This window comes from Lysinibacillus boronitolerans JCM 21713 = 10a = NBRC 103108, assembly GCF_000772935.1.
In the GTDB taxonomy this organism is placed as follows: domain Bacteria; phylum Bacillota; class Bacilli; order Bacillales_A; family Planococcaceae; genus Lysinibacillus; species Lysinibacillus boronitolerans.
Window position 1 is genome coordinate 12,412 of the sequence record NZ_JPVR01000059.1, and the last position, 20,704, is coordinate 33,115.

Consider the following 20,704-nt stretch of genomic DNA (forward strand, 5'->3'; position numbering starts at 1 on the left):
TTATAGTGCTAGAGAAATGTAAGGACAAAAAGAGAGAATAGCATATATTTACTAGTAAACAAGATCTTCTATACTGGATGAAGGACCTGCTTTTGTCAAAATTACATCTTTCAGCATAGCCAAATTGTGGGCGATATCGTTTATAATATAGCTATTCATAAAAGAAAGTAGTGAATTGATATGGCAACAGGCACACACACGGTCGAAGTTCCTGTAGGGATTGAGCATGTATGGGATTTCGTTAGTGATATGGAAAAATGGGCAAAGCTTGTCCCAGGTTATAATGCACATGAAATGATTGATGAAAAACACTCCACTTGGACTTTTAAAGGCAATGTTGGCGTTTTGAAAAAAACAGTTGAAGTAGAAATTACAATCTTAGAATGGTTAGCACCATCAAAAGTTACATTCGAATTAAAGGGGCTTTCTGATAACTTCACAGGAAATGGCTATTTCCTCGCAGAAAGTATTGATCCTGAAAATACAAAAATGACAGGATTCTTAGAAGTCGTTGCGGGCGGGTTAGCTGGCCCTGTTTTAAATCCTATTTTCAAACCGATTGTACCAAAGGCAACGCAAATGCTAACAGATCGTGTAGCGAATAAAATTAAATTAGTAAATGTTTAAAGATATGAACATTCATGAAACTGGCATGCTAGAATATTGCTTCTAGCATGCCAGTTTTTTAGTAGTATCTATTTTTAAATGTGTTCAAATGGCAACACCCTAGCATACTCTCCTTTAAATCGTCATATGATGCAAAGGGAGGGATTATTATCGAACACAAAACTTGGAATATGCGCGAAGCATTTTGTTTTCCTGGATATGGCTGCCCAACTGAAATAGCAGCTGTACAAATTAAGCCACAATGGCAGGCAATGCAATTAGAAGATTCTTTGCGACTTATGGGCATCTATCATATCACCGCACACGTTCGCTTTGATTTTCAAGATATGCAAGCATTTGCAGAAAATGAAGATTTAATTACAATTGATGCTCTAGACATCCAAGGAGATACTGGTTATTTTGAGTATGCTGTACCTTTACATGTGGATTTACCAAAAGAATCCGATGTCAAAGATTTAATGGTCAAGGATATTCGCTCTAGTCTAACAAATCAGATGTGTCAGCTTGAGTGGACCGTTACAAGTGTTTTTAATGAATATGAACCTGTTGATGAAAAAGCTGTGTTAGACAATCCGCACCTATCAACACATGCTTTCGAACAAGAGGAAACAATGGCCGTAATCGAAGAAAGTGTTCAAGTGAAACAACCTGCCGCAGTAGCAGCAGCTTCACGCCAAGAGAATTCTACAACAGTTGACCAAAAAGCTGTATTAAGAGAATCCTCAAGCCATATTGTTGTACGTGAATCCAGTACTTGGCATGAAGTGCCTTCTATGATTTGGGATCTAACAGAAGAATATACACCGCTTAAAGTTCGTGTTTCAAATGATATCTTTCAAAAGTAAATAGCAGAGAAGTAGCAGAAGTAATAAGAAGATTAAATCACCTGATGTTGGCACAATAATGACACGGATAAACTGAAAAGCACAAATCGGCACGATAATGGTTCTACAATAAAAACGAACTTGCCGTAGCCAAGGTGGTAAAAGCCAAGGGTTATACTTGCGTCGTCGCATTTGAATTGTCACTTCCTTTTCTATTTACTTTCCTCTTACTAAAAGATGACTAAATCACTTGAAAAATGACACGATCCTGCGGTACAATTAGGAAAATCAAATACAGATGCTATGATAGGGAAGAGTAAATTTTGTCTACATTTTCAGAGAAGAAACGGTAGCTGTGAAGTTTCTATTTGTACGGAATTGAAGGTAGCCCTTGAGCAGCTTTAGTGAACTAATAGTAGTTAAAGCCGGTTAAACACCGTTACCGAATTGAGAGCCAGTAGGGTAGGCTGAGAAAATATGTCATTGAACATTTATCTTAACCACTGCTGGAATTAAAGGTGGTACCGCGAACTAAAACTCCTTCGTCCTTTTAGACGAGAGGAGTTTTTTTATTGGGTAAAAAATGAACAGCATTTCTTTACCTACAGTTTTCAAACAATAGGAGGAGTCAATATGACAGAAAACATTTCAATGCCAACTAAGTATGACCCACAGTCCATTGAAGCTGGTCGCTATGAATGGTGGTTACAAGGGAAGTTTTTCGAGGCGCAGCCTGAAAGTGGGAAAAAGCCCTATTCAATCGTTATTCCACCACCGAACGTAACAGGTAAACTACACCTTGGCCATGCTTGGGATACAACATTACAAGATATCCTCATCCGTATGAAACGCATGCAAGGCTATGATGCCCTTTGGTTGCCAGGTATGGATCATGCAGGTATTGCAACACAGGCAAAAGTAGAAGCAAAGCTGCGTGAGGATAATATTACACGTTATGATTTAGGACGTGAAAAATTCCTTGAAAAAACATGGGAATGGAAAGAAGAGTACGCTGGACATATTCGTGATCAATGGGCAAAGCTTGGTCTTGGATTAGACTATACGCGTGAACGTTTCACGCTAGATAAAGGTCTTTCAGATGCGGTAAAAACCGTTTTTGTTCAGTTATATGAAAAAGGTTTAATTTATCGTGGTGAGCGTATTATCAACTGGGACCCAGCAGCAAAAACAGCATTATCTGATATCGAGGTAATTTATCAGGATGTGCAAGGTGCCTTCTATCATATGAAATATCCATTAGCTGATGGCTCAGGCTATGTAGAAGTTGCTACAACACGTCCTGAAACAATGCTTGGTGACTCTGGGGTAGCTGTTCACCCGAACGATGAGCGTTACCAGCATTTAATTGGTAAAACCGTTATTTTACCGATTGTAGGTCGCGAAATTCCGATTGTTGCTGATGACTACGTTGATATGGAATTTGGTACTGGGGTTGTAAAAATGACACCAGCCCATGATCCGAACGACTTTGAAGTTGGTAATCGTCACAATCTTGAGCGCATTCTAGTAATGAATGAAGACGGCACAATGAATGATCTTGCTGGCAAATATAAAGGAATGGATCGCTTCGAATGCCGCAAGCAAATTGTTGCTGATTTACAAGAAGCAGGAGTGTTAATTCGCATTGAAGAGCATATGCATTCAGTAGGACACTCTGAACGTTCTGGTGCCGTTGTTGAGCCATACCTTTCAGCACAATGGTTCGTTAAAATGCAACCACTTGCTGATGCTTCCCTAGAGCTACAAAAGGACGAAGAAGGGAAAGTAAACTTTGTTCCTGCTCGTTTTGAAAACACATATTCTCGCTGGATGGAGAATATTCGCGATTGGTGTATTTCTCGTCAATTATGGTGGGGCCATCAAATCCCAGCTTGGTACCATAATGAAACAGGCGAAATATACGTAGGTAAAGAAGCCCCAGCAGATGCAGAAAACTGGACGCAAGATGAAGATGTACTCGATACGTGGTTCTCTTCAGCGCTATGGCCGTTTTCTACTATGGGTTGGCCAGATGAAGCAAATGAAGAATATAAACGTTACTATCCAACAAATACATTAGTAACAGGCTATGATATTATTTTCTTCTGGGTTTCTCGCATGATTTTCCAAGGCCTTGAGTTTACAGAGCAACGTCCATTTAAAGATGTGCTAATTCATGGTTTAGTACGTGACGGTGAAGGGCGTAAAATGAGTAAATCACTCGGCAATGGTGTAGATCCAATGGATGTTATTGAACAATACGGTGCAGATTCATTACGCTACTTCTTAGCTACTGGTTCATCACCTGGTCAAGATTTACGCTATACAACTGAAAAAGTAGAAGCAGTATGGAACTTTGCCAATAAGATTTGGAATGCATCACGTTTTGCGCTTATGAATATGGATGGCATGACATATGATGAGATCGATTTAACTGGTGAAAAATCAGTAGCTGACAAATGGATTTTAACGCGCTTAAATGAAACGATTGAACGCGTTACCTCTCTTGCAGAGCGTTATGAATTCGGTGAAGTTGGCCGTGAATTATACAATTTCATTTGGGATGATTTCTGTTCTTGGTATATTGAAATGGCAAAATTACCTCTTTACGGTGAGGATGAAGCAGCTAAAAAGACAACTCGCTCTATTTTAGCTTACGTACTAGATCAAACAATGCGTCTATTACATCCATTTATGCCTTTCATTACAGAAGAAATTTGGCAGCATTTACCACATGAAGGTGAATCTATTACAGTGGCAGCATGGCCAACAGTACGTACAGATCTTCATTTTGCTGATGAAGCAGATAATATGAAGCTCCTAATGGATATTATACGTTCAGTACGTAATATTCGTGCGGAAGTAAATACCCCAATGAGCAAAAAAGTACCGTTGTTTATTTCAGCGAAAGATGCAGCAACAGCAGCTGTACTTGAAGAGAATCAAGCATATTTAGAAAAATTCTGTAATCCTGACACTTTAACAATTGGTGAAGGTTTAGAGGCTCCAGGACAATCAATGACGGCTGTTGTGACAGGAGCACAGGTTTTCCTACCTCTTGTTGGACTGATCAATCTAGAGGAAGAAATTGCTCGCCTTGAAAAAGAATTAGAGAAATGGGCAAAAGAAGTGAAGCTTGTTACAGGTAAGTTATCGAATGAAAAGTTTGTATCGAAAGCGCCGGAAGCGTTAGTTAACGCAGAACGTGAGAAATTAGCAGATTATGAAAGCAAGCATGCAGTTGTGTTAAAACGTTTAGAAGAATTGAAACAAATGTAAAGTTGAAGCAGTGGATGACGAAAAAGTCATCCATTGCTTTTTTTTTATAGATCTAAAGATATGCATTGTATTAGGAAAAAATATATAGTATTATTTAAAATAAATTAGACTAATAGATGGTGTATAGGGTTGATTTGGTAGGAAACAAAACCTAAATCCGTGTTATTTAGCCGTGAAAAAAAGCTTGGGTGAATGGACGGTATTTTAGATAGACAGTCTTTTTCATTAAAAAATAAGAGCCAATGGAGGTGTTGGGAATGTCAGGAAATATTGCAACCATTATTACAAAAGTCAACAAAGCATGTGATGAACTAGACTTTGTAAGTGCGAGAGTATTGATCGAAACGAATCTCTTAAAATTATCCGAAGCAAAGTATTATCGTTTATTGAATACAAGTGGCCGTGTCCTTATTAAGCACATATTAGCAAATAGTAATCCTCAGCAGGATAGCATTAAATTATCAAGGACTGATTTATTAACAATCCAAAAAATTAATGAGTATTGCTCAGACTTTGATATATCAATGCTAAAAAGAACGTTAAAAAACGCTTTTGAATTAGTGCAACGTCCAGATGTACATCCGTTATTAAATAGTGATGCAAAAACTATTTTAAACAATATGGGTGCTTTATTAGGTGCTCACAAGGTACACTAATATAATATTAATATGAACACGCAGTCGCTAGCTGCGTGTTTTTTGTATTTTACCATTTTGCTATGTTATTAAACGTTACTTGTACTAAAATAAAGATATTGCAGTAAGAGGGAGTGTTTATTTTGTTTCACACAATGAACGAATGTACAAAATTTATTTTTACATTAAAAGCAGTTGATCATAAACGTGCACCACTTGTCCTTATGCGTAAAGTACTAGGACATCTAGATGAGCCTCACAACAAACTAAGAGTAATCCATGTAGCAGGTTCAAACGGTAAAGGCTCTACGGTGAACGCATTAAGAGAAATGCTACAACATGCAGGCTACACAGTAGGGGCATTTACGTCTCCACATTTAGAGCGAGTCAATGAACGTATGACCATTAACGGCCGCCAAATTTCAGATGAGCAATTTCTCTACTATTTCAATAAACTTGCGAAAATTATAGAAGAACACTACAATGGCGATTTTCCAAGCTTTTTTGAGGTAGTTACATTGATTATGTTTCAATATTTTGCACATGAAGGAGTAGATATAGCACTTATTGAGACAGGGCTTGGAGGACGTTTGGATGCGACAAACGTCGTAAGGCCGCTTTTATCTATTATTACAACGATTTCGCTAGAGCATACAGCCTTTTTAGGTGATACCTTCGCAAAGGTTGCCGCTGAAAAAGCTGGTATCATCAAAGAAGGCATTCCAGTTGTTGTAGGCGTTCAAAATGAGGAGGCATTGGCTGTCATTAAAGCTACTGCAGAGGAACGACATGCATCATGCTTTGTTTTAGGACAAGACTTCACAGTGACAAATAGTTGGCAGAGCACTGACTATCAGCACTTTACATATGAAAATGCTCATGTCTTGATGAAGGATGTACCATTAAAAATGGCTGGTCAACATCAAATAAATAATGCAAGTTTGGCCATCACAGCCATGCTAACATTACGTGAACAGGGGGCAATTGCCATTGCTGATGATTCTATTTGTCAGGGTCTACAATGTGCGCAATGGGCAGGCCGCTTCGAGCAATGGCCGAATCAAATTGTGCTAGATGGTGCTCATAATTCCGAGGGTACAGCTGCTCTTATCCAAACACTAAAAAACGTCTATCCAAGAAACAATTATCACTTTATTTATGCGGCATTAGCAGACAAGGATCATGCCAACAGTATAGAACTAATGGATGCTGTTGCCACCTCGATCACTTTTACACAAATAGACCTACCGAATGCAATGCCTGCTGAAAGCTTAGCGAAGTTGTCGACACATGCAAATAAAACATATCATACAGAGTGGCTAAAAAGCCTTCAACCCGTATTACAAGGACGCCATAAAGAGGATATTATTGTCATAACAGGCTCTTTATACTTTATAGCACAAGCTCGACAGTGGTTACAGGAGGAAGGACAATGATCCCAAACTTTGATCATTATAAAGAGAAATGGCAGGTTAAAAGTGATGATGTAATTAAACCAGGTCTTACAGCGATTGAAGAGGCTTTATCGTTAGTAGGTAATCCTGAACAAACTTTGCATGTCGTCCACTTAGCAGGTACAAATGGCAAAGGCTCTACGTTAACGTTTCTAGAGGCAATTGCACAAGAACATGGCTTACGTGTGGGCAAATTTATGTCACCCTGTATAGTAGATGTTCATGACCAAATTCAAATAGCTGGTCAACCTATTAAAGAAGCTGAAATGGATCGAGTTTTTCAACAGATGCATGAGGCTGGGCTTAGTAGTAAACTAACCGATTTTGAATTGCTGACGGTGGCGGCATTTTTACATTTTGTGAATGGCAGGGTGGATATTGCACTGATTGAAGCGGGAATGGGTGGCTTATTGGATAGCACAAATGTGGTAACACCCATTGTCTCTATTATCCCAAGTATTGCTTTAGAACACACAAAGTTTTTAGGGGATACGCTTGAAAGCATTGCGCACCATAAAGCAGGTATTATTAAGCAACAACGTCCAGTTATTATTGGTGATTTGCCAGATGAGGCGATGCGTGTTGTGGATGAAGTAGCCAATCAAAAAAATGCCACGCTATTTGCATTAGGTAAGCATTTTGCCATAAAGCCGACAACTGATGGAGAAAGCTACACGAATGACGTACAGCAGTTCCAAATTGCGAACCTAACTCGTTCGATGAAGGGAGCACATCAGGGGAACAATATGGCACTCGCCATTACAGCATTTTTCGAAGTGGCGTCAGTATTAGGCGTGTCTATGGATAAAACAGCTATTCGTCAAGCTGTGCAAAAGGCCTCTATTTTGGGACGCTTTGAAGAAATAATGCCTTTCGTTATTTTGGATGGTGCACATAATCCTGCAAGTGCCGAAAAATTAGTAGAAACGATCCAGTGTGAATATCCAAATGAGCAGATAACATTTGTCATTGGCATACTAGCAGATAAAGATGTCCAGCAGATTCTCGGGCTTTTAGAGCAGGTGAGTGATGATTTTTACTTCGTTGACTTTGCTAATTCACGAGCAATGCCAGCCCATCAAATGGTCAAACTTTCTCATGCAGCATCGAAAACAACGTTGGTTGACTATGCATCCTTTATACAGGGACAATCATATAGACAGCAAAGAACCATTGTATCAGGCTCGTTATATTTATTAACAGAGGTTCGTAATAGATTAAAACAATGAAACGACTAGGACTCTTGATAGTGAGTCCTAGTTTTTTTATAAAGGAGCCTTTATCAAAAAATAATAAATTCGCATTTACCCTTCGGAATCTACATATACTTATACCATATAAAGTTGGCAACGTTACTAGTGCATAGATAGGTGGAAGGAAGAGGTGATAGTTGAATGAAAATTGTAAGTCATGTGATGAAAAAACAAATATTTCGAGCAATGATTATTGGTGGATTTGTTGGTCTATTAGGTGTAGCCATTTTTTTGGGCGTTTTACAAGCAAGTACACAGTTACCTTTAAAGAAAAATGGCAGTGAAGTGGCAAATAATCAATCACAAACAGAAACGATTCCAACTGCCGGTGAGACAACCAATACATCTAATGCATCAATGTTTTATGCTAGCCAGGCTGGCGTGTATTCAAACTATGAGAGCGCTAGTTCATTTGTTGCTGAGTATCCTGCCTTAAAAGAGAGCGCGATTGTTCAAGTTGATGATAAGTTTTATGTTTGGACAAGCATGGTGACGGAGGAAAGTCAGCTCCAATTTTTACAGGACCCTGCTACCTTTAAAAAGGCATTTAGCGTCAGTGGTGAAAGCTGTAAAGAGCCGACCCTTGCAGAAATCCCAACTGCTTTAGCAGATAAAAATGCAGCAAAATTAAATTTTAAGGAAAATGGCAAGGACTCAACACTACCAGAGGATTGGCAGTCCATTGGAGCAGCGGCCTCTACTATTTCCAACGATATCAACATCATTCGTCTGCATGTTTTTGCACATTATCAATCTAAAAATACGTGTCTTCAGGTGAAATTTTAACGTCAAATAATAGCGAAATCATCATTATCTTGTTTTTTTGAAAATTTTCAAATTGTCCATTCTTCTGTATCATAAGGATAAGGAGGAATGATCAGATAATGTTGAAAACAAATCATAAGCTTGTCCTTGCTTCTGCTTCCCCTAGGCGCAAGGAATTGCTAAGCATGCTAGCGCTTCCCTTTGAAGTCTTGACAAGTGAAGTGGAAGAAACAAGTGTACAAGCTAATACAATGCAGGATTATGTAAAAGAAGTAGCTTTATTGAAGACGCGTGATGTAGCCAAAAAAGCAGCTAATGCCACGATTATTGGTGCAGATACGATTGTTGTTTACAATCAAGAGCTACTACATAAACCAAAGACGCGTGAGGAAGCTATTTCTCACTTATTACGTTTGTCAAATAACAAACATAGTGTGATGACAGCCGTCGCCATAATCGAACCGAATGGAAAGGAAACGACCTTTGTGGAAGAAACCACAGTTGTTTTCCACCGCCTATCGCAGGAATTAATCGAAGCTTATGTAGATTCAGGAGATCCTTTTGATAAAGCGGGTGGTTATGGCATTCAAACGATTGGCACACTATTAGTTAAACGAATTGAAGGAGATTATAACAATGTTGTAGGTCTACCACTTGCAGCTTTGTTTTCGCAATTGGTGGATCTACAGATAGTCCAATTTGCGAAGGAGTGAATATTTTTGCTGGAAGACGCTTTACCAACTTTGATGATACGTGATGTCAATATAGAGGATCGCCCCCGTGAACGGCTATTACGACAAGGGGCTGAAAGTTTATCCAATCAAGAGCTACTCGCTATTTTATTGAGGACAGGTACAAAGGAAGAATCTGTGCTTGTTCTTGCAAACAGGGTATTAAATGTTTTTGAACGACTCCATCATTTGAAGCACGCAACCATCGAAGAAATGGTGGCTATTAAAGGAATAGGTGAGGTGAAAGCCATTCAATTAATAGCTGCCATTGAACTTGGTAGAAGACTGGCTCAAAAACATAATGATGAGAAATTCACAATACGTTCTCCTCAAGATGCAGCAACTTACTTAATGCCTGATATGACTTCGCTTAATCAGGAGCATTTTGTTGTGCTTTTTTTGAATATTAAAAACCAAATTATTCATAAGCAGACGATTTTTATTGGCAGTTTAAACGCCTCCATCGTTCATCCAAGGGAAATTTATCGAGAAGCTGTCAAAAGGTCTGCCGCTTCCATTATATGTGCCCACAACCATCCAAGTGGGGTACCAACACCAAGCACAGAGGACATTGAAGTAACAAAGCGAATTGTTGAAGCAGGCTATATTATAGGGATAGAGTTAATTGATCACGTTATTATCGGCGATCATCAATATATTAGTTTAAAGGAAAAAGGATATTTTTAACTCTGCATACAATATGCAGAGTTTTTTATGATGAATTCATTTTGTTGTATTGAAGATTTTATTGCTATAATGACCTTATTTACAATCAGTCATAAAAATTTTGTACTTTTTTGTGGTATATTGGCGAACCTTTTTTCTTACATAACGTTAATGTATTCATAGAAAAGCAATTATCTTCACAAAAATTGGTAGCCTGATACACATTGTCTTATGAGAATAAAAATTATATGCTAATCTATACGTACTATTTTTAGTTTAAGAGGGAATTAAAATAGTATCTTTTCTGTGAGATGAAGTATGTGATACTACAAATTCTTGCGTTTTTCCGTTATAATGAACGGTATGAATTTTATCTTTATTTCAGGGAGGACTCCCATCGAAATTGGTGGTGAGGTGAATGAGTGTGTAGTTTTTTCAAGGGTGTAAACCACCAACTGATGAAGATGAAAAAACTTTGACAGGTGTTATGGACTTTGAAAGGAGTCAATTGTGTATTTACACAATTCAATTTCCTATACATTGTCGTCAAATATATTGGATGTCAACGAAAGTATGGCTTATATAGAAAGGGAGTACACAATTTGTTTGGACTAGGAAGCAAAGATGTCGGGATTGACCTCGGCACAGCGAATACATTAGTGTTTATTAAAGGAAAGGGAATCGTATTACGTGAACCTTCAGTTGTAGCAAAAAATACAAAAACAGGGGATATCGTTGCCGTTGGTAATGATGCGAAAAATATGATTGGTCGTACACCTGGCTCAATCGTAGCGATTCGTCCAATGAAAGATGGGGTTATTGCTGACTTCGATATTACAACAGCAATGATCGAGTATTATTTAAAAGAAGCATGTAAAAACTCAGGAGGCAATTGGAAAAAGCCGAATGTGATGATTTGTGTGCCTTATGGCATTACATCCGTTGAACAGCGTGCTGTTATTGATGCAGCACGACAAGCAGGTGCAAAAGAGGCGTTCACAATCGAAGAGCCATTTGCAGCAGCAATCGGTTCAAATCTTCCAGTGTGGGATCCTACTGGTTCAATGGTTGTTGATATCGGTGGTGGTACAACAGAAGTAGCCGTTATTTCTTTAGGTGGTATTGTAACAAGTGAATCTGTACGTGTTGGTGGGGATGCGATGGATCAATCCATCATCTCGTATATTCGTAAAACGTATAATTTAACAATTGGTGAACGTACAGCGGAAGCCGTAAAAATGGAAATCGGTACAGCATTGGCAGAAGGACCAGAAGCACGAATGGATATTAGAGGACGTGACCTGTTAACAGGTCTACCGAAAACAATCGAAATCTCTTCACAGGAAATTTCTGAATCATTGCGTGAAGCGGTTGCCTCTATTATTGACGGTGTTCGTAAAACATTAGAACAAACACCTCCAGAATTATCTGCTGACGTAATGGAGCGCGGTATTGTATTAACTGGTGGTGGTGCACTGTTAACAAACTTAGACAAAGTAATCAGCCAAGAGACAAATATGCCAGTATTCATCGCAGAAGATCCTTTAGACTGTGTTGCAATTGGTACAGGTAAGGCATTAGATCATATCGACTTAATTCGTCAACAACAAGTTAAAGGGTAAGGAGGTTTAGGCAATGCCACACTTTTTTTTCAATAAGAAAGTAATTTTGCTGCTCGTAGGCATGGTTTTTCTTGTGGCATTGATTAGCTTCTCATTACGTGATCGGACGAATGCAACTTTACCAGAGCAAATTATTAAAGATACGGTCGGCGTCGCGCAATCCATTGTTGCGAAGCCGGCGAATTATATTAATGGTATTTTTAATAGTATTGACTCCCTCTTAAACACGTACGAAGAAAATAAACGTTTAAAAGCACGCTTAGAAGATTTTGCAGTTGTACAAGCTGAAGCAACGGATTTAAAATCAGAAAATAACAAGCTTCGAGAGCTATTGGATAAAACCGAGAGCTTGAAGGCATTTAATCCAATTCATGCAACAGTGATTGCTAGAAATCCTGATCAGTGGGAAGAGAAAATTATTTTAGATAAAGGATCTTCTCATGGTGTCCAAAAAAATATGGCAGTTATGACGGCGAAAGGGTTAGTGGGAAAAATTACACTAGTAACACCTTTCACATCTGAGGTAGAGCTTTTAAATACAAATAATCCAAACTATCGTGTATCTGCGATGGTGCTAGGAGAAAAAGAAGCATACGGTTTAATCGAGGGCTTTGATGAAGAACGTAATGATCTCATTATGAAGCGAATCGATTCTAGCTTGAAGGTGAAAGAAGGCGAGCTAGTAGTTTCTTCAGGGCTAGGTGGTATTTTCCCTAAAGGTGTCCCAATCGGAGAAATTACAGAGGTTAGTACAGATGATTATGGCTTAACAAAAATGGCTTTTGTCAAACCATCAGCTGATTTTTCAATTTTAGAACATGTTGTGATTGCTAAGCGCACATCAACAGTTATTGATGGCTCAGATGGCAACGCAACGAATGAGGATTTATCGAATCCGCAAGAGGCGAGTAAAGAGGAGGCGGAGTGATGGTTCGATTTCTCATTCCCTCTGTGGCGGTTTTACTATTCCTGTTAGAACCAGAATTTGCTATGCTTTCCCCGATTGAAATTAAAGGGGAAGTCTATTTTTTGGTACCGCGTTTTTTAATCTTATACCTAATTTTTATATCCATCTATTACAGCCGTCAACGAGCGGTAATGTATGGACTTTTTTTTGGTGTCTTGTATGATGTGTTTTACATTGATATTATTGGATTATATTCCGTACTTTATCCACTTATATGTTTTTTGGCAGGGTCTATCGTGAAAGTTATACATCAGCACTTAGTTGTAACAACTACAATTTCAGTTGTACTAGTAGCGATTTTAGAATTTATTCTCTATCAATTCTTTTTCCTAATCGATTTTACAGCAATTCCTTTAGCGGATTTCTTACGTTCACGACTACTCCCAACAATCATTGCGAATGCTTTATTTTTAATGATTCTTGGTTGGGCCTTCAAGTATCTAATTAATGCGCGTGTCTTACAGAGAGCACGTGAGGTTTCTTAACAAAGAACAACGTGAGGTGAGGCATTCATGAAAAAACAGTTAGTTAATATGAAGGGAACGAAGGACGGTTTTGTACTACGCCTAGACGACCAATGTGCGTATGGTGAACTAGTGGAAGAATTAAAGAATAAGGTTTTAGAGGGCGGTATCGATGGTAAAGTTGATGTACAATTATACTTAGGCTATCGATACTGTACTGAAGAACAATTAAATGAACTTATAAAAATTATTGAAGAAACAGAGCAGCTTATTGTATCGAAGGTGCAAAGTGAAGTACTGACTGTCCACGAAAGCAACCAGAAGATGTTTGAAAGCCAACAAGATACATATATAGGAGTGGTCAGATCAGGACAAATTCTGCGTTCATCAGGAGACATTACCATCATAGGAAATGTGAATCCAAACGGTCGTGTTGAGGCTGGAGGTAATGTATATGTCCTAGGTAGACTTAAAGGGATTGCACATGCGGGTGTGCAAGGCAATAAAGAAGCAATCATTGCAGCATCTCGATTTGAAGCTACGCATATCATGATTGCCGATCAAGTTCAGGTAATGTCAGATGAACATGTAAAAGCGATAAATCAAGTAGAAATGACTTGTGCATTTATTGGCTACGATGGACGCATTACGTACGATCAAATTCATGCCTTAAAAAATATTCGACCATTGTTAAATGTGTCTAAGGGAGGAAGCTAGTGTGGGAGAAGCGATCGTCATAACTTCTGGTAAGGGCGGTGTCGGTAAAACAACGACAACGGCTAACCTTGGGACTGCATTGGCTCTACAAGGTAAAAAAGTATGTTTAGTGGATACAGATATTGGCCTACGTAATTTAGATGTGATTTTAGGCCTTGAAAATCGTATTATTTATGACCTGGTTGATGTGGTGGAGGGACGCTGTAAAATTCATCAAGCATTGATTAAGGATAAACGCGTAGACGAAAAACTATTTTTATTACCTGCTGCTCAAACAACAGATAAAAATGCTGTTACCCCTGAGCAAATGAAGAGCTTAGTAGAGGAATTGAAAAGAGACTATGATTATGTATTAATCGATTGCCCTGCGGGAATTGAACAAGGCTATCGTAACGCTGTTGCAGGTGCAGATCATGCGATTGTAGTCACAACACCTGAAATTTCTGCTGTTCGTGATGCTGATCGAATTATCGGTTTACTGGAGCAGGAGGAGATCACAGCACCTAAGCTCATCATTAATCGTATTCGACAACATATGATGAAGAGCGGTGACACGCTGGATGTCAATGAAATTACAACTCATTTATCTATTGATTTATTAGGCATTATTATAGACAGTGAAGGCGTTATCTCATCTTCTAATAAAGGTGAACCAATTGTGATGGACCCTTCAAATAAAGCGTCATTGGGCTATCGAAATATTGCCCGTCGTATCCTTGGTGAGTCCGTGCCATTAATGGCTATTCAAGATGAGCAAAGAGGGATGTTTTCCAAACTTAAAGCGCTTTTCTCAAAATAAATTAAAACCTTTTCGTGCGAGTGTACGAGAAGGTTTTTTTCTTGTGCATGTTTGGACATGCAGTCACATATAGTGAGGAAAAAAGGATGAGGGCTTGTTTAAAAAATGGAAATGGTTCGTCACGATACTTCTTGTGGCAGCAATTATGCTTGTAATTCGTTTAGAGGATCAGGGCGTAGTGGATACCCCTGTTCGGAAGCTTGTAACAACCTCTGCTGATTTAACGTATTTAAGTGAGCTCGGTCAAAGCTGGTTCGAGAAAGAAAAAGAGACCATCATGGTTTCTAGTGATGTAGGGCAAGCAGATCTTTTAACATTTGCGAATGCCCAAGTATTTAAAGAAGGCTATCTTTTGCAATATGATGTAGGCTTACCCATCTATGCTGGTCAGAATGGGTTAGTCGTTTTTACTGGCCATACAAAATACACAGGTAAGACCATGACGATCAGCTATGAAGATGGTACAACTGTTTCCTATGGTATGTTAGATAGTTTAGCTCAACTACCCTACACATCTATTCAAGCAAATGATTTAATTGGCATGAAAGAAGCGGGTCAACTTTATGTGTCCATCGAAAAGGGAGATGCCCATTTTGATTTAGAGCAAATTGTACAATGGCTTGAGACCTCGGAGACCAATGAGGATTAAATTACATCTTTTGTGTATCCCTCTCGTATTTGTCATGATTTTTAGTGGTCAATTAGCATATTACGCGATTATTCTATTTTCATTACTGTGGCATGAGGCAGGTCACTTAGTTGCGGCAGTAATGTGCGGAGTAAAGGTAAAATCCTGCGTAATTACACCATACGGGGGAGAAATTCAATTTGAAAATCCAGCGGTTGTGCAAGCTTCGTCACTCCTATGGATTGCATTAGGAGGACCAATCGCTACGATTATTGGGATTGGCCTCGCTTTTTTTATGCCTGATTTACTCGCTACTAAGCTTATAAATGTACAATTCGTGTTATTGGCTGTAAATCTTGTACCCATCATACCGTTAGATGGTGGAAGGATATTGTTAGCCGGGCTATTTTTAAAATATCCAAGAGCTCCTATTGTTGAGCTTTATTATTGGTTATCCTTCATCATAGCTACTATACTATTACTAGTTACTTTCAAGTTCTTGCCACAATCTATTTTTTTAGCCATCATAAATTTATTCATTTGGTTGCAAGTATTGAAAGAATGGCGTTATCGAAAATATCGAGTGGCCTTTGAAAAATATGTTATGAATAGATTGACTTGAAAAAAATCATGTGGTAATATTTTAATGTTATTGTTTGTAGCACCCGTGCTACTACAACCGCTCTGTAAAGGTTTAAGTGTCTAGTAAGATCACCTTATGAAACAGGCGAGTCTGAGTCTAAGAGGAGGTGCAGTAAAATGTACGCAATTATTGAAACTGGTGGTAAACAAGTCAAAGTAGAAGCTGGTCAAGAAATCTATGTTGAAAAATTAGGCGTAGAAGCTGACGAGGTTGTAACTTTTGATAAAGTATTATTAGTAGGTGGCGAAAACGTTAAAGTTGGCGCTCCATTCGTAGAAGGCGCTACTGTAACAGCTAAAGTTGTTAAAGAAGGCCGTGCGAAAAAAATCGTTGTTTTCAAATTGAAAGCTAAAAAGAACTACCGTCGTAAACAAGGTCACCGTCAACCTTACACAAAATTAGTTGTTGAAGCAATCAACGCTTAATTGTGAGGTATAGCGAATGATACAAGTTACGATTCATCACGATGAAAATAGACATGTGTCAGCATTCGAATTTTCAGGACATGCTGGTTATGATGAATCTGGTAAGGATTTAGTATGTGCAGGAGCATCAACTATTGCCATTGGTACAGTAAATGCTATTTATGCATTATTACAAATTCAGCCAGAAATCGAACAAGCTGCTGAAGGTGGAGGCTATCTCAAGGTAGATTTACCATCAGATTTAGAGCCTGAAGTAGATGCAAAACTACAGTTAATTGTTCAAGTAATGACTGCCCAAGTGTATTCTATGGTGCAAAATTACGGACAATACATCCAAATCAACTACAACCAAGTAGGAGGTGGAACTCGATGAAATTATTATTAGCATTAGATCTTCAACTTTTCGCATCGAAAAAAGGGGTAGGTTCTACTAAAAACGGACGTGACTCTGAGTCTAAACGACTTGGTGCTAAACGTGCTGATGGCCAATTCGTAACTGGTGGTTCAATTCTTTACCGTCAACGCGGTACAAAAATTTACCCAGGTACAAACGTAGGTCGTGGTGGTGACGATACACTATTTGCTAAAGTTGACGGCGTTGTTAAATTCGAACGTTTAGGTCGCGATCGCAAACAAGTATCTGTATACCCAGCAACACAAGAAGCTTAATCTTTTATAAGATAACATAAAGCGGAGGACTGCATTTATTGCAGTCCTTTTTTTGGCTAAATTTCAACACAGCCGATTTTGGACGCAATGACACCAAGGTATAATTGATTAAAGAATTAAGGGAAAAATACAGCAAAACTTGTTATACTAGTAAGGATAACTTTATTGGAGTGAATGGGATGAACAATCAATCACTAACCATTAGTGAAGTATTACGTTTTGCAAATCATGATTATGTGAATCAACTGCAACTGATTCGCATGAATTTAGATTTAGGTAGAATCGAGGAATCGAAAAAACTTATTCAACATTATTCAGAACAATTACGAGTGTTTTCTATCCTCAATCGACTACAATTACCACAAACAATTGAATGGCTTCAAACAGCAGGATGGCGTTACCCATCATTAGCATGGAAGCTAAACGGTGAGATAAAAAAGCCTGTGACCAATGATATTGATCAGGAAGTTGTAGATTATTTAAACAAAACAGTTATGCATGTTTATGATACATTAGATCCATTTACAGAGCAGATCCTAACGCTTGATGTACGTGTTGACGATCATACATTTGCCGTGACATTCACGCTAAATGGGTTATGGAGTGCTGATGCATTCACCGAAAAAGGTTTGAAACAATTCGACATTCAAACAATTGAGCAGACAACTACACGCTGGCAATATGTCTTGAGTGCAAATAGGGAGTGAATTAAATGTTTGTCGATCACGTAAAGATTTATGTTAAAGGTGGCGACGGCGGAGATGGTATGGTTGCCTTTCGTCGAGAAAAATATGTACCCAATGGTGGTCCAGCTGGTGGAGATGGCGGACATGGCGGTAACGTCGTATTTGAAGTAGAAGAGGGCTTACGTACATTAATGGATTTCCGCTATAAACGCCATTTTAAAGCACCTCGTGGCGAGCATGGGATGAGTAAAGGCATGCATGGTAAAAATGCGGAGGATTTAATTGTTAAAGTACCACCAGGCACAGTGGTTATGAATGAAGAAACAAATGCCGTTATTGCTGACTTAGTCGAGCATGGGCAAAGAGCAGTTATTGCGAAAGCAGGCCGAGGTGGACGAGGTAATTCTCGCTTTGCTACACCTGCCAACCCGGCGCCAGAACTTTCTGAAAAAGGTGAGCCAGGACAAGAATTAAATGTTATATTAGAGTTAAAAGTATTAGCAGATGTAGGGTTAGTTGGTTTCCCAAGTGTTGGTAAATCAACACTTTTATCTGTTGTTTCCGCAGCTAAGCCAAAAATTGGTGCTTATCATTTCACAACAATTGTACCGAACTTAGGCATGATTGAAACGGATGATCATCGAAGCTTTGCGATGGCTGATTTACCTGGGCTTATTGAAGGAGCACATCAAGGAGTTGGATTAGGTCACCAATTTTTACGACATATCGAACGTACACGTGTAATCGTTCATGTCATTGATATGTCAGGGATGGAAGGTCGAGATCCATATGAAGATTATTTAACAATTAATGAAGAGCTAAAACAATATAATCTTCGTTTAACAGAGCGTCCACAAATTATAGTAGCCAATAAAATGGATATGCCAGAAGCAGAAGAGAACTTAACAGCATTCCGTCAGAAGGTAGGAGAAGATGTACAAATTTTCCCAATTTCTGCTGTTTCACGTCAAGGATTAAAAGAGCTTCTGTTTGCCATTGCGGATCTATTAGAAGTAACGCCTGAATTCCCGCTATATGATGATCTAGAGGAGCAATCAGACGCAACCGTAATGTACAAGCATGAGGCAAAAGGTGAAGATTTCGAAATCACACGTGATGATGACGGTACATTTATTATTAGTGGTTATGCAATTGAGCGTTTATTTAAAATGACAGACTTCAGCCGTGAAGATGGTATACGTCGTTTTGCTCGTCAATTGCGTGCAATGGGTGTGGATGAGGCTCTACGTGAGCGTGGAGCACAGGATGGCGATACAGTACGCCTACAAGAGTTTGAATTTGAATTTGTCGATTAAGACATGAGTTTTAGGGGGAAGCGTATGAAGAATGTTGCGAATCAGCGATATTATTTAGTTCGTGAGGATGTTTTAACGGATGCAATGCAAAAAACTTTGGAGGCGAAACACTTACTATCAAGTGGTTCAGTATCTTCCATTTGGGATGCGGTAAAGCAGGTGGATTTATCGCGAAGTGCGTTTTACAAATATCGTGATGCGGTTTTTCCTTTTCATTCAATTGTGCAGGAACGCATTTTAACAGTCTTTTTACAGCTTCAAGATAGAAAAGGAACACTTGCCAAGCTTTTAGAAACTGTGACAATTACACATTGTAATGTCTTAACGATTCATCAAACCATCCCTATTCAGGGACGTGCAAATGTTACATTGTCATTAGATGTAACAAGCATGACCTGTGATCTTGATGATCTTATCCAGCAATTAAAACGCTTAGATTTTGTAGAATCTGCGGAAGTGATTAGTTCTGGAGCATTATAATCACAGTGAGTGTTCAATCCTTTAATTTTTGACAAAATGACAAACATCGTGTTGTATAAGCCCAATGGGTAAAGATACGATAACAAAGCTCAAATAAGGAGCTGTCCCAAAAGAGATTCATCACGAGGGACTGCTCCTTATTGTGCCATAAAGGAGGTATTTGCAATGACAAAGCAACAATGGGAAAATCGAATCGCCTATTTAGGACCAGAAGCATCATTTACATACTTAGCAACAAAGGCTACTTTTCCAAATGAGTGGCTTGTACCGTGTGCAACAATTCCAGAATGTATAGAGGCTGTTGCAGAGGGGAAGGTAGATTTAGCTGTCGTGCCACTAGAAAATGCTCTTGAGGGCTCTGTATCATTAACATTAGATTACTTATTCCATGAGGCAACACTTTATGTGACTGGAGAGTTATTGCTGAAAATTCAGCAGCATTTAATGGTCAATAAAGCGCAAAAGGATCATTGGCAGTCAATCGAAGGCGTTTATTCTCATCCGCACGCACTAGCTCAATGTCATAAATATTTATTTTATCGTTTTAGCCATGTACCATTACATCAAACAACTTCAACTGCAGCAGCAGCAAAATATGTATCAGAGAATCCACAAGAGTGTATAGCAGCAGTCGGCAATGCAGCAGCAGCGGAAAAGTATGGCCTTGAAATAGTTGAGCAAAATATCCATGATTTCCATTTTAATCATACACGTTTCTTTGTACTTTCTAAGCAAAATAAACGGTTGCCACAAGAACTGTCAGACGGGCAAGCAAAAACAACGTTTATGATTACCCTACCAACAGATCGTTCAGGTGCTTTACATCAGGTGCTTTCTGTTTTTGCATGGCGTCAGCTGAATTTAAGTAAAATCGAATCACGTCCATTAAAAACAGGTTTAGGCGATTATTTCTTTATGATTGATGTATTAGCAGATGAAAAGGAACCAATGATGCGTGGTGCAATGGAAGAATTAGCTGCGCTAGGCTGCAAAGTAAAGTCATTGGGTACCTATTTTACGTATGTAACATCAGACGAAGCATAATAACTTAAAA

Annotated in this window: 24 protein-coding genes and 2 other annotated features; of the genes, 23 read left to right on the plus strand and 1 reads right to left on the minus strand. The window is 38.7% G+C overall.

The genetic code is table 11. From position 1 onward, the window contains the following. Positions 1-180: 180 nt before the first annotated feature. Both CD31_RS03365 and CD31_RS03370 read left to right on the plus strand, forming a co-directional pair. The gene (locus CD31_RS03365; RefSeq protein ID WP_016991879.1) at positions 181-627 is read left to right on the plus strand and encodes an SRPBCC family protein; all 447 of its coding nucleotides are present in this window, start codon (positions 181-183) and stop codon (positions 625-627) included. An 80-nt stretch (positions 628-707) separates the two neighbouring features. Next, positions 708-1,472: a hypothetical protein gene (locus CD31_RS03370; protein WP_036075786.1), complete on the plus strand. Its 765-nt coding sequence runs from the start codon at positions 708-710 to the stop codon at positions 1,470-1,472. Here CD31_RS03370 and CD31_RS22830 read toward each other — a convergent pair. Next, the gene (locus tag CD31_RS22830) at positions 1,449-1,643 is read right to left on the minus strand and encodes a hypothetical protein (protein WP_081977448.1); all 195 of its coding nucleotides are present in this window, start codon (positions 1,641-1,643) and stop codon (positions 1,449-1,451) included. The genes CD31_RS03370 and CD31_RS22830 overlap by 24 nt on opposite strands. A gap of 102 nt (positions 1,644-1,745) precedes the next feature. Beyond that, positions 1,746-2,004: a binding site (T-box leader), on the plus strand. Positions 2,005-2,084: 80 nt separating this feature from the next. On the opposite strand from CD31_RS22830, the gene CD31_RS03375 reads away from it, so the two are divergent. The 21 genes from CD31_RS03375 (at position 2,085) to pheA (ending at position 20,694) form a co-directional block, all read left to right on the plus strand. After that, positions 2,085-4,730 (plus strand): valine--tRNA ligase, encoded by a 2,646-nt coding sequence (locus CD31_RS03375; RefSeq protein ID WP_036075788.1) that lies wholly within the window; start codon positions 2,085-2,087, stop codon positions 4,728-4,730. Between the two features lie 257 nt (positions 4,731-4,987). After that, positions 4,988-5,386: a hypothetical protein gene (locus tag CD31_RS03380; protein ID WP_016991882.1), complete on the plus strand. Its 399-nt coding sequence runs from the start codon at positions 4,988-4,990 to the stop codon at positions 5,384-5,386. A 134-nt stretch (positions 5,387-5,520) separates the two neighbouring features. Beyond that, positions 5,521-6,801 (plus strand): glutamate ligase domain-containing protein, encoded by a 1,281-nt coding sequence (locus tag CD31_RS03385; protein ID WP_176408530.1) that lies wholly within the window; start codon positions 5,521-5,523, stop codon positions 6,799-6,801. Beyond that, entirely contained in the window at positions 6,798-8,048 is a 1,251-nt protein-coding gene (locus tag CD31_RS03390) for a bifunctional folylpolyglutamate synthase/dihydrofolate synthase (protein WP_036075791.1), read from the plus strand. Before CD31_RS03385 ends, CD31_RS03390 begins: the two co-directional genes overlap by 4 nt. 165 nt (positions 8,049-8,213) lie before the next feature. After that, complete coding sequence (locus tag CD31_RS03395) at positions 8,214-8,858, plus strand: hypothetical protein (RefSeq protein WP_016991885.1); 645 nt, start codon at positions 8,214-8,216, stop codon at positions 8,856-8,858. Positions 8,859-8,956: 98 nt separating this feature from the next. Further along, on the plus strand, positions 8,957-9,550 hold the full coding sequence (locus CD31_RS03400) for a Maf family protein (protein WP_036075793.1): 594 nt from the start codon (positions 8,957-8,959) through the stop codon (positions 9,548-9,550). Between the two features lie 33 nt (positions 9,551-9,583). Continuing rightward, positions 9,584-10,255, plus strand: coding sequence for a RadC family protein (radC, locus tag CD31_RS03405; RefSeq protein ID WP_176408531.1), 672 nt, complete (start codon positions 9,584-9,586; stop codon positions 10,253-10,255). 581 nt (positions 10,256-10,836) lie between these two features. Beyond that, entirely contained in the window at positions 10,837-11,856 is a 1,020-nt protein-coding gene (locus CD31_RS03410) for a rod shape-determining protein (protein WP_004226654.1), read from the plus strand. Positions 11,857-11,869: 13 nt separating this feature from the next. Beyond that, the gene (gene mreC / locus CD31_RS03415) at positions 11,870-12,784 is read left to right on the plus strand and encodes a rod shape-determining protein MreC (RefSeq protein ID WP_036075795.1); all 915 of its coding nucleotides are present in this window, start codon (positions 11,870-11,872) and stop codon (positions 12,782-12,784) included. After that, entirely contained in the window at positions 12,784-13,308 is a 525-nt protein-coding gene (mreD, locus tag CD31_RS03420) for a rod shape-determining protein MreD (RefSeq protein WP_004226656.1), read from the plus strand. The genes mreC and mreD overlap by 1 nt, the downstream gene beginning before the upstream one ends. A gap of 27 nt (positions 13,309-13,335) precedes the next feature. Further along, positions 13,336-14,004, plus strand: a complete 669-nt coding sequence (minC, locus tag CD31_RS03425) for a septum site-determining protein MinC (protein ID WP_036075798.1) — start codon at positions 13,336-13,338, stop codon at positions 14,002-14,004. A 1-nt stretch (position 14,005) separates the two neighbouring features. Then, on the plus strand, positions 14,006-14,803 hold the full coding sequence (minD, locus tag CD31_RS03430) for a septum site-determining protein MinD (protein WP_004226660.1): 798 nt from the start codon (positions 14,006-14,008) through the stop codon (positions 14,801-14,803). 94 nt (positions 14,804-14,897) lie between these two features. Beyond that, positions 14,898-15,452, plus strand: a complete 555-nt coding sequence (locus CD31_RS03435; protein ID WP_036075799.1) for a peptidoglycan DD-metalloendopeptidase family protein — start codon at positions 14,898-14,900, stop codon at positions 15,450-15,452. Beyond that, positions 15,442-16,053, plus strand: a complete 612-nt coding sequence (locus tag CD31_RS03440; protein ID WP_036075802.1) for a zinc metalloprotease — start codon at positions 15,442-15,444, stop codon at positions 16,051-16,053. Before CD31_RS03435 ends, CD31_RS03440 begins: the two co-directional genes overlap by 11 nt. Positions 16,054-16,098: 45 nt before the next feature. Beyond that, positions 16,099-16,176 (plus strand) — a sequence feature (ribosomal protein L21 leader region). Between the two features lie 14 nt (positions 16,177-16,190). After that, on the plus strand, positions 16,191-16,499 hold the full coding sequence (gene rplU, locus CD31_RS03445) for a 50S ribosomal protein L21 (protein WP_036075803.1): 309 nt from the start codon (positions 16,191-16,193) through the stop codon (positions 16,497-16,499). A gap of 16 nt (positions 16,500-16,515) precedes the next feature. Further along, on the plus strand, positions 16,516-16,872 hold the full coding sequence (locus tag CD31_RS03450) for a ribosomal-processing cysteine protease Prp (RefSeq protein ID WP_004226670.1): 357 nt from the start codon (positions 16,516-16,518) through the stop codon (positions 16,870-16,872). Continuing rightward, complete coding sequence (gene rpmA, locus CD31_RS03455) at positions 16,869-17,168, plus strand: 50S ribosomal protein L27 (protein ID WP_024363181.1); 300 nt, start codon at positions 16,869-16,871, stop codon at positions 17,166-17,168. The genes CD31_RS03450 and rpmA overlap by 4 nt, the downstream gene beginning before the upstream one ends. Before the next feature lie 179 nt (positions 17,169-17,347). After that, positions 17,348-17,875, plus strand: a complete 528-nt coding sequence (locus CD31_RS03460; protein WP_016991893.1) for a Spo0B domain-containing protein — start codon at positions 17,348-17,350, stop codon at positions 17,873-17,875. 5 nt (positions 17,876-17,880) lie between these two features. Then, on the plus strand, positions 17,881-19,170 hold the full coding sequence (gene obgE, locus CD31_RS03465) for a GTPase ObgE (RefSeq protein WP_016991894.1): 1,290 nt from the start codon (positions 17,881-17,883) through the stop codon (positions 19,168-19,170). Positions 19,171-19,194: 24 nt separating this feature from the next. Next, positions 19,195-19,650 (plus strand): ACT domain-containing protein, encoded by a 456-nt coding sequence (locus tag CD31_RS03470; protein WP_004226679.1) that lies wholly within the window; start codon positions 19,195-19,197, stop codon positions 19,648-19,650. Between the two features lie 165 nt (positions 19,651-19,815). Then, complete coding sequence (gene pheA / locus CD31_RS03475; RefSeq protein WP_036075807.1) at positions 19,816-20,694, plus strand: prephenate dehydratase; 879 nt, start codon at positions 19,816-19,818, stop codon at positions 20,692-20,694. Positions 20,695-20,704: the final 10 nt, after the last annotated feature.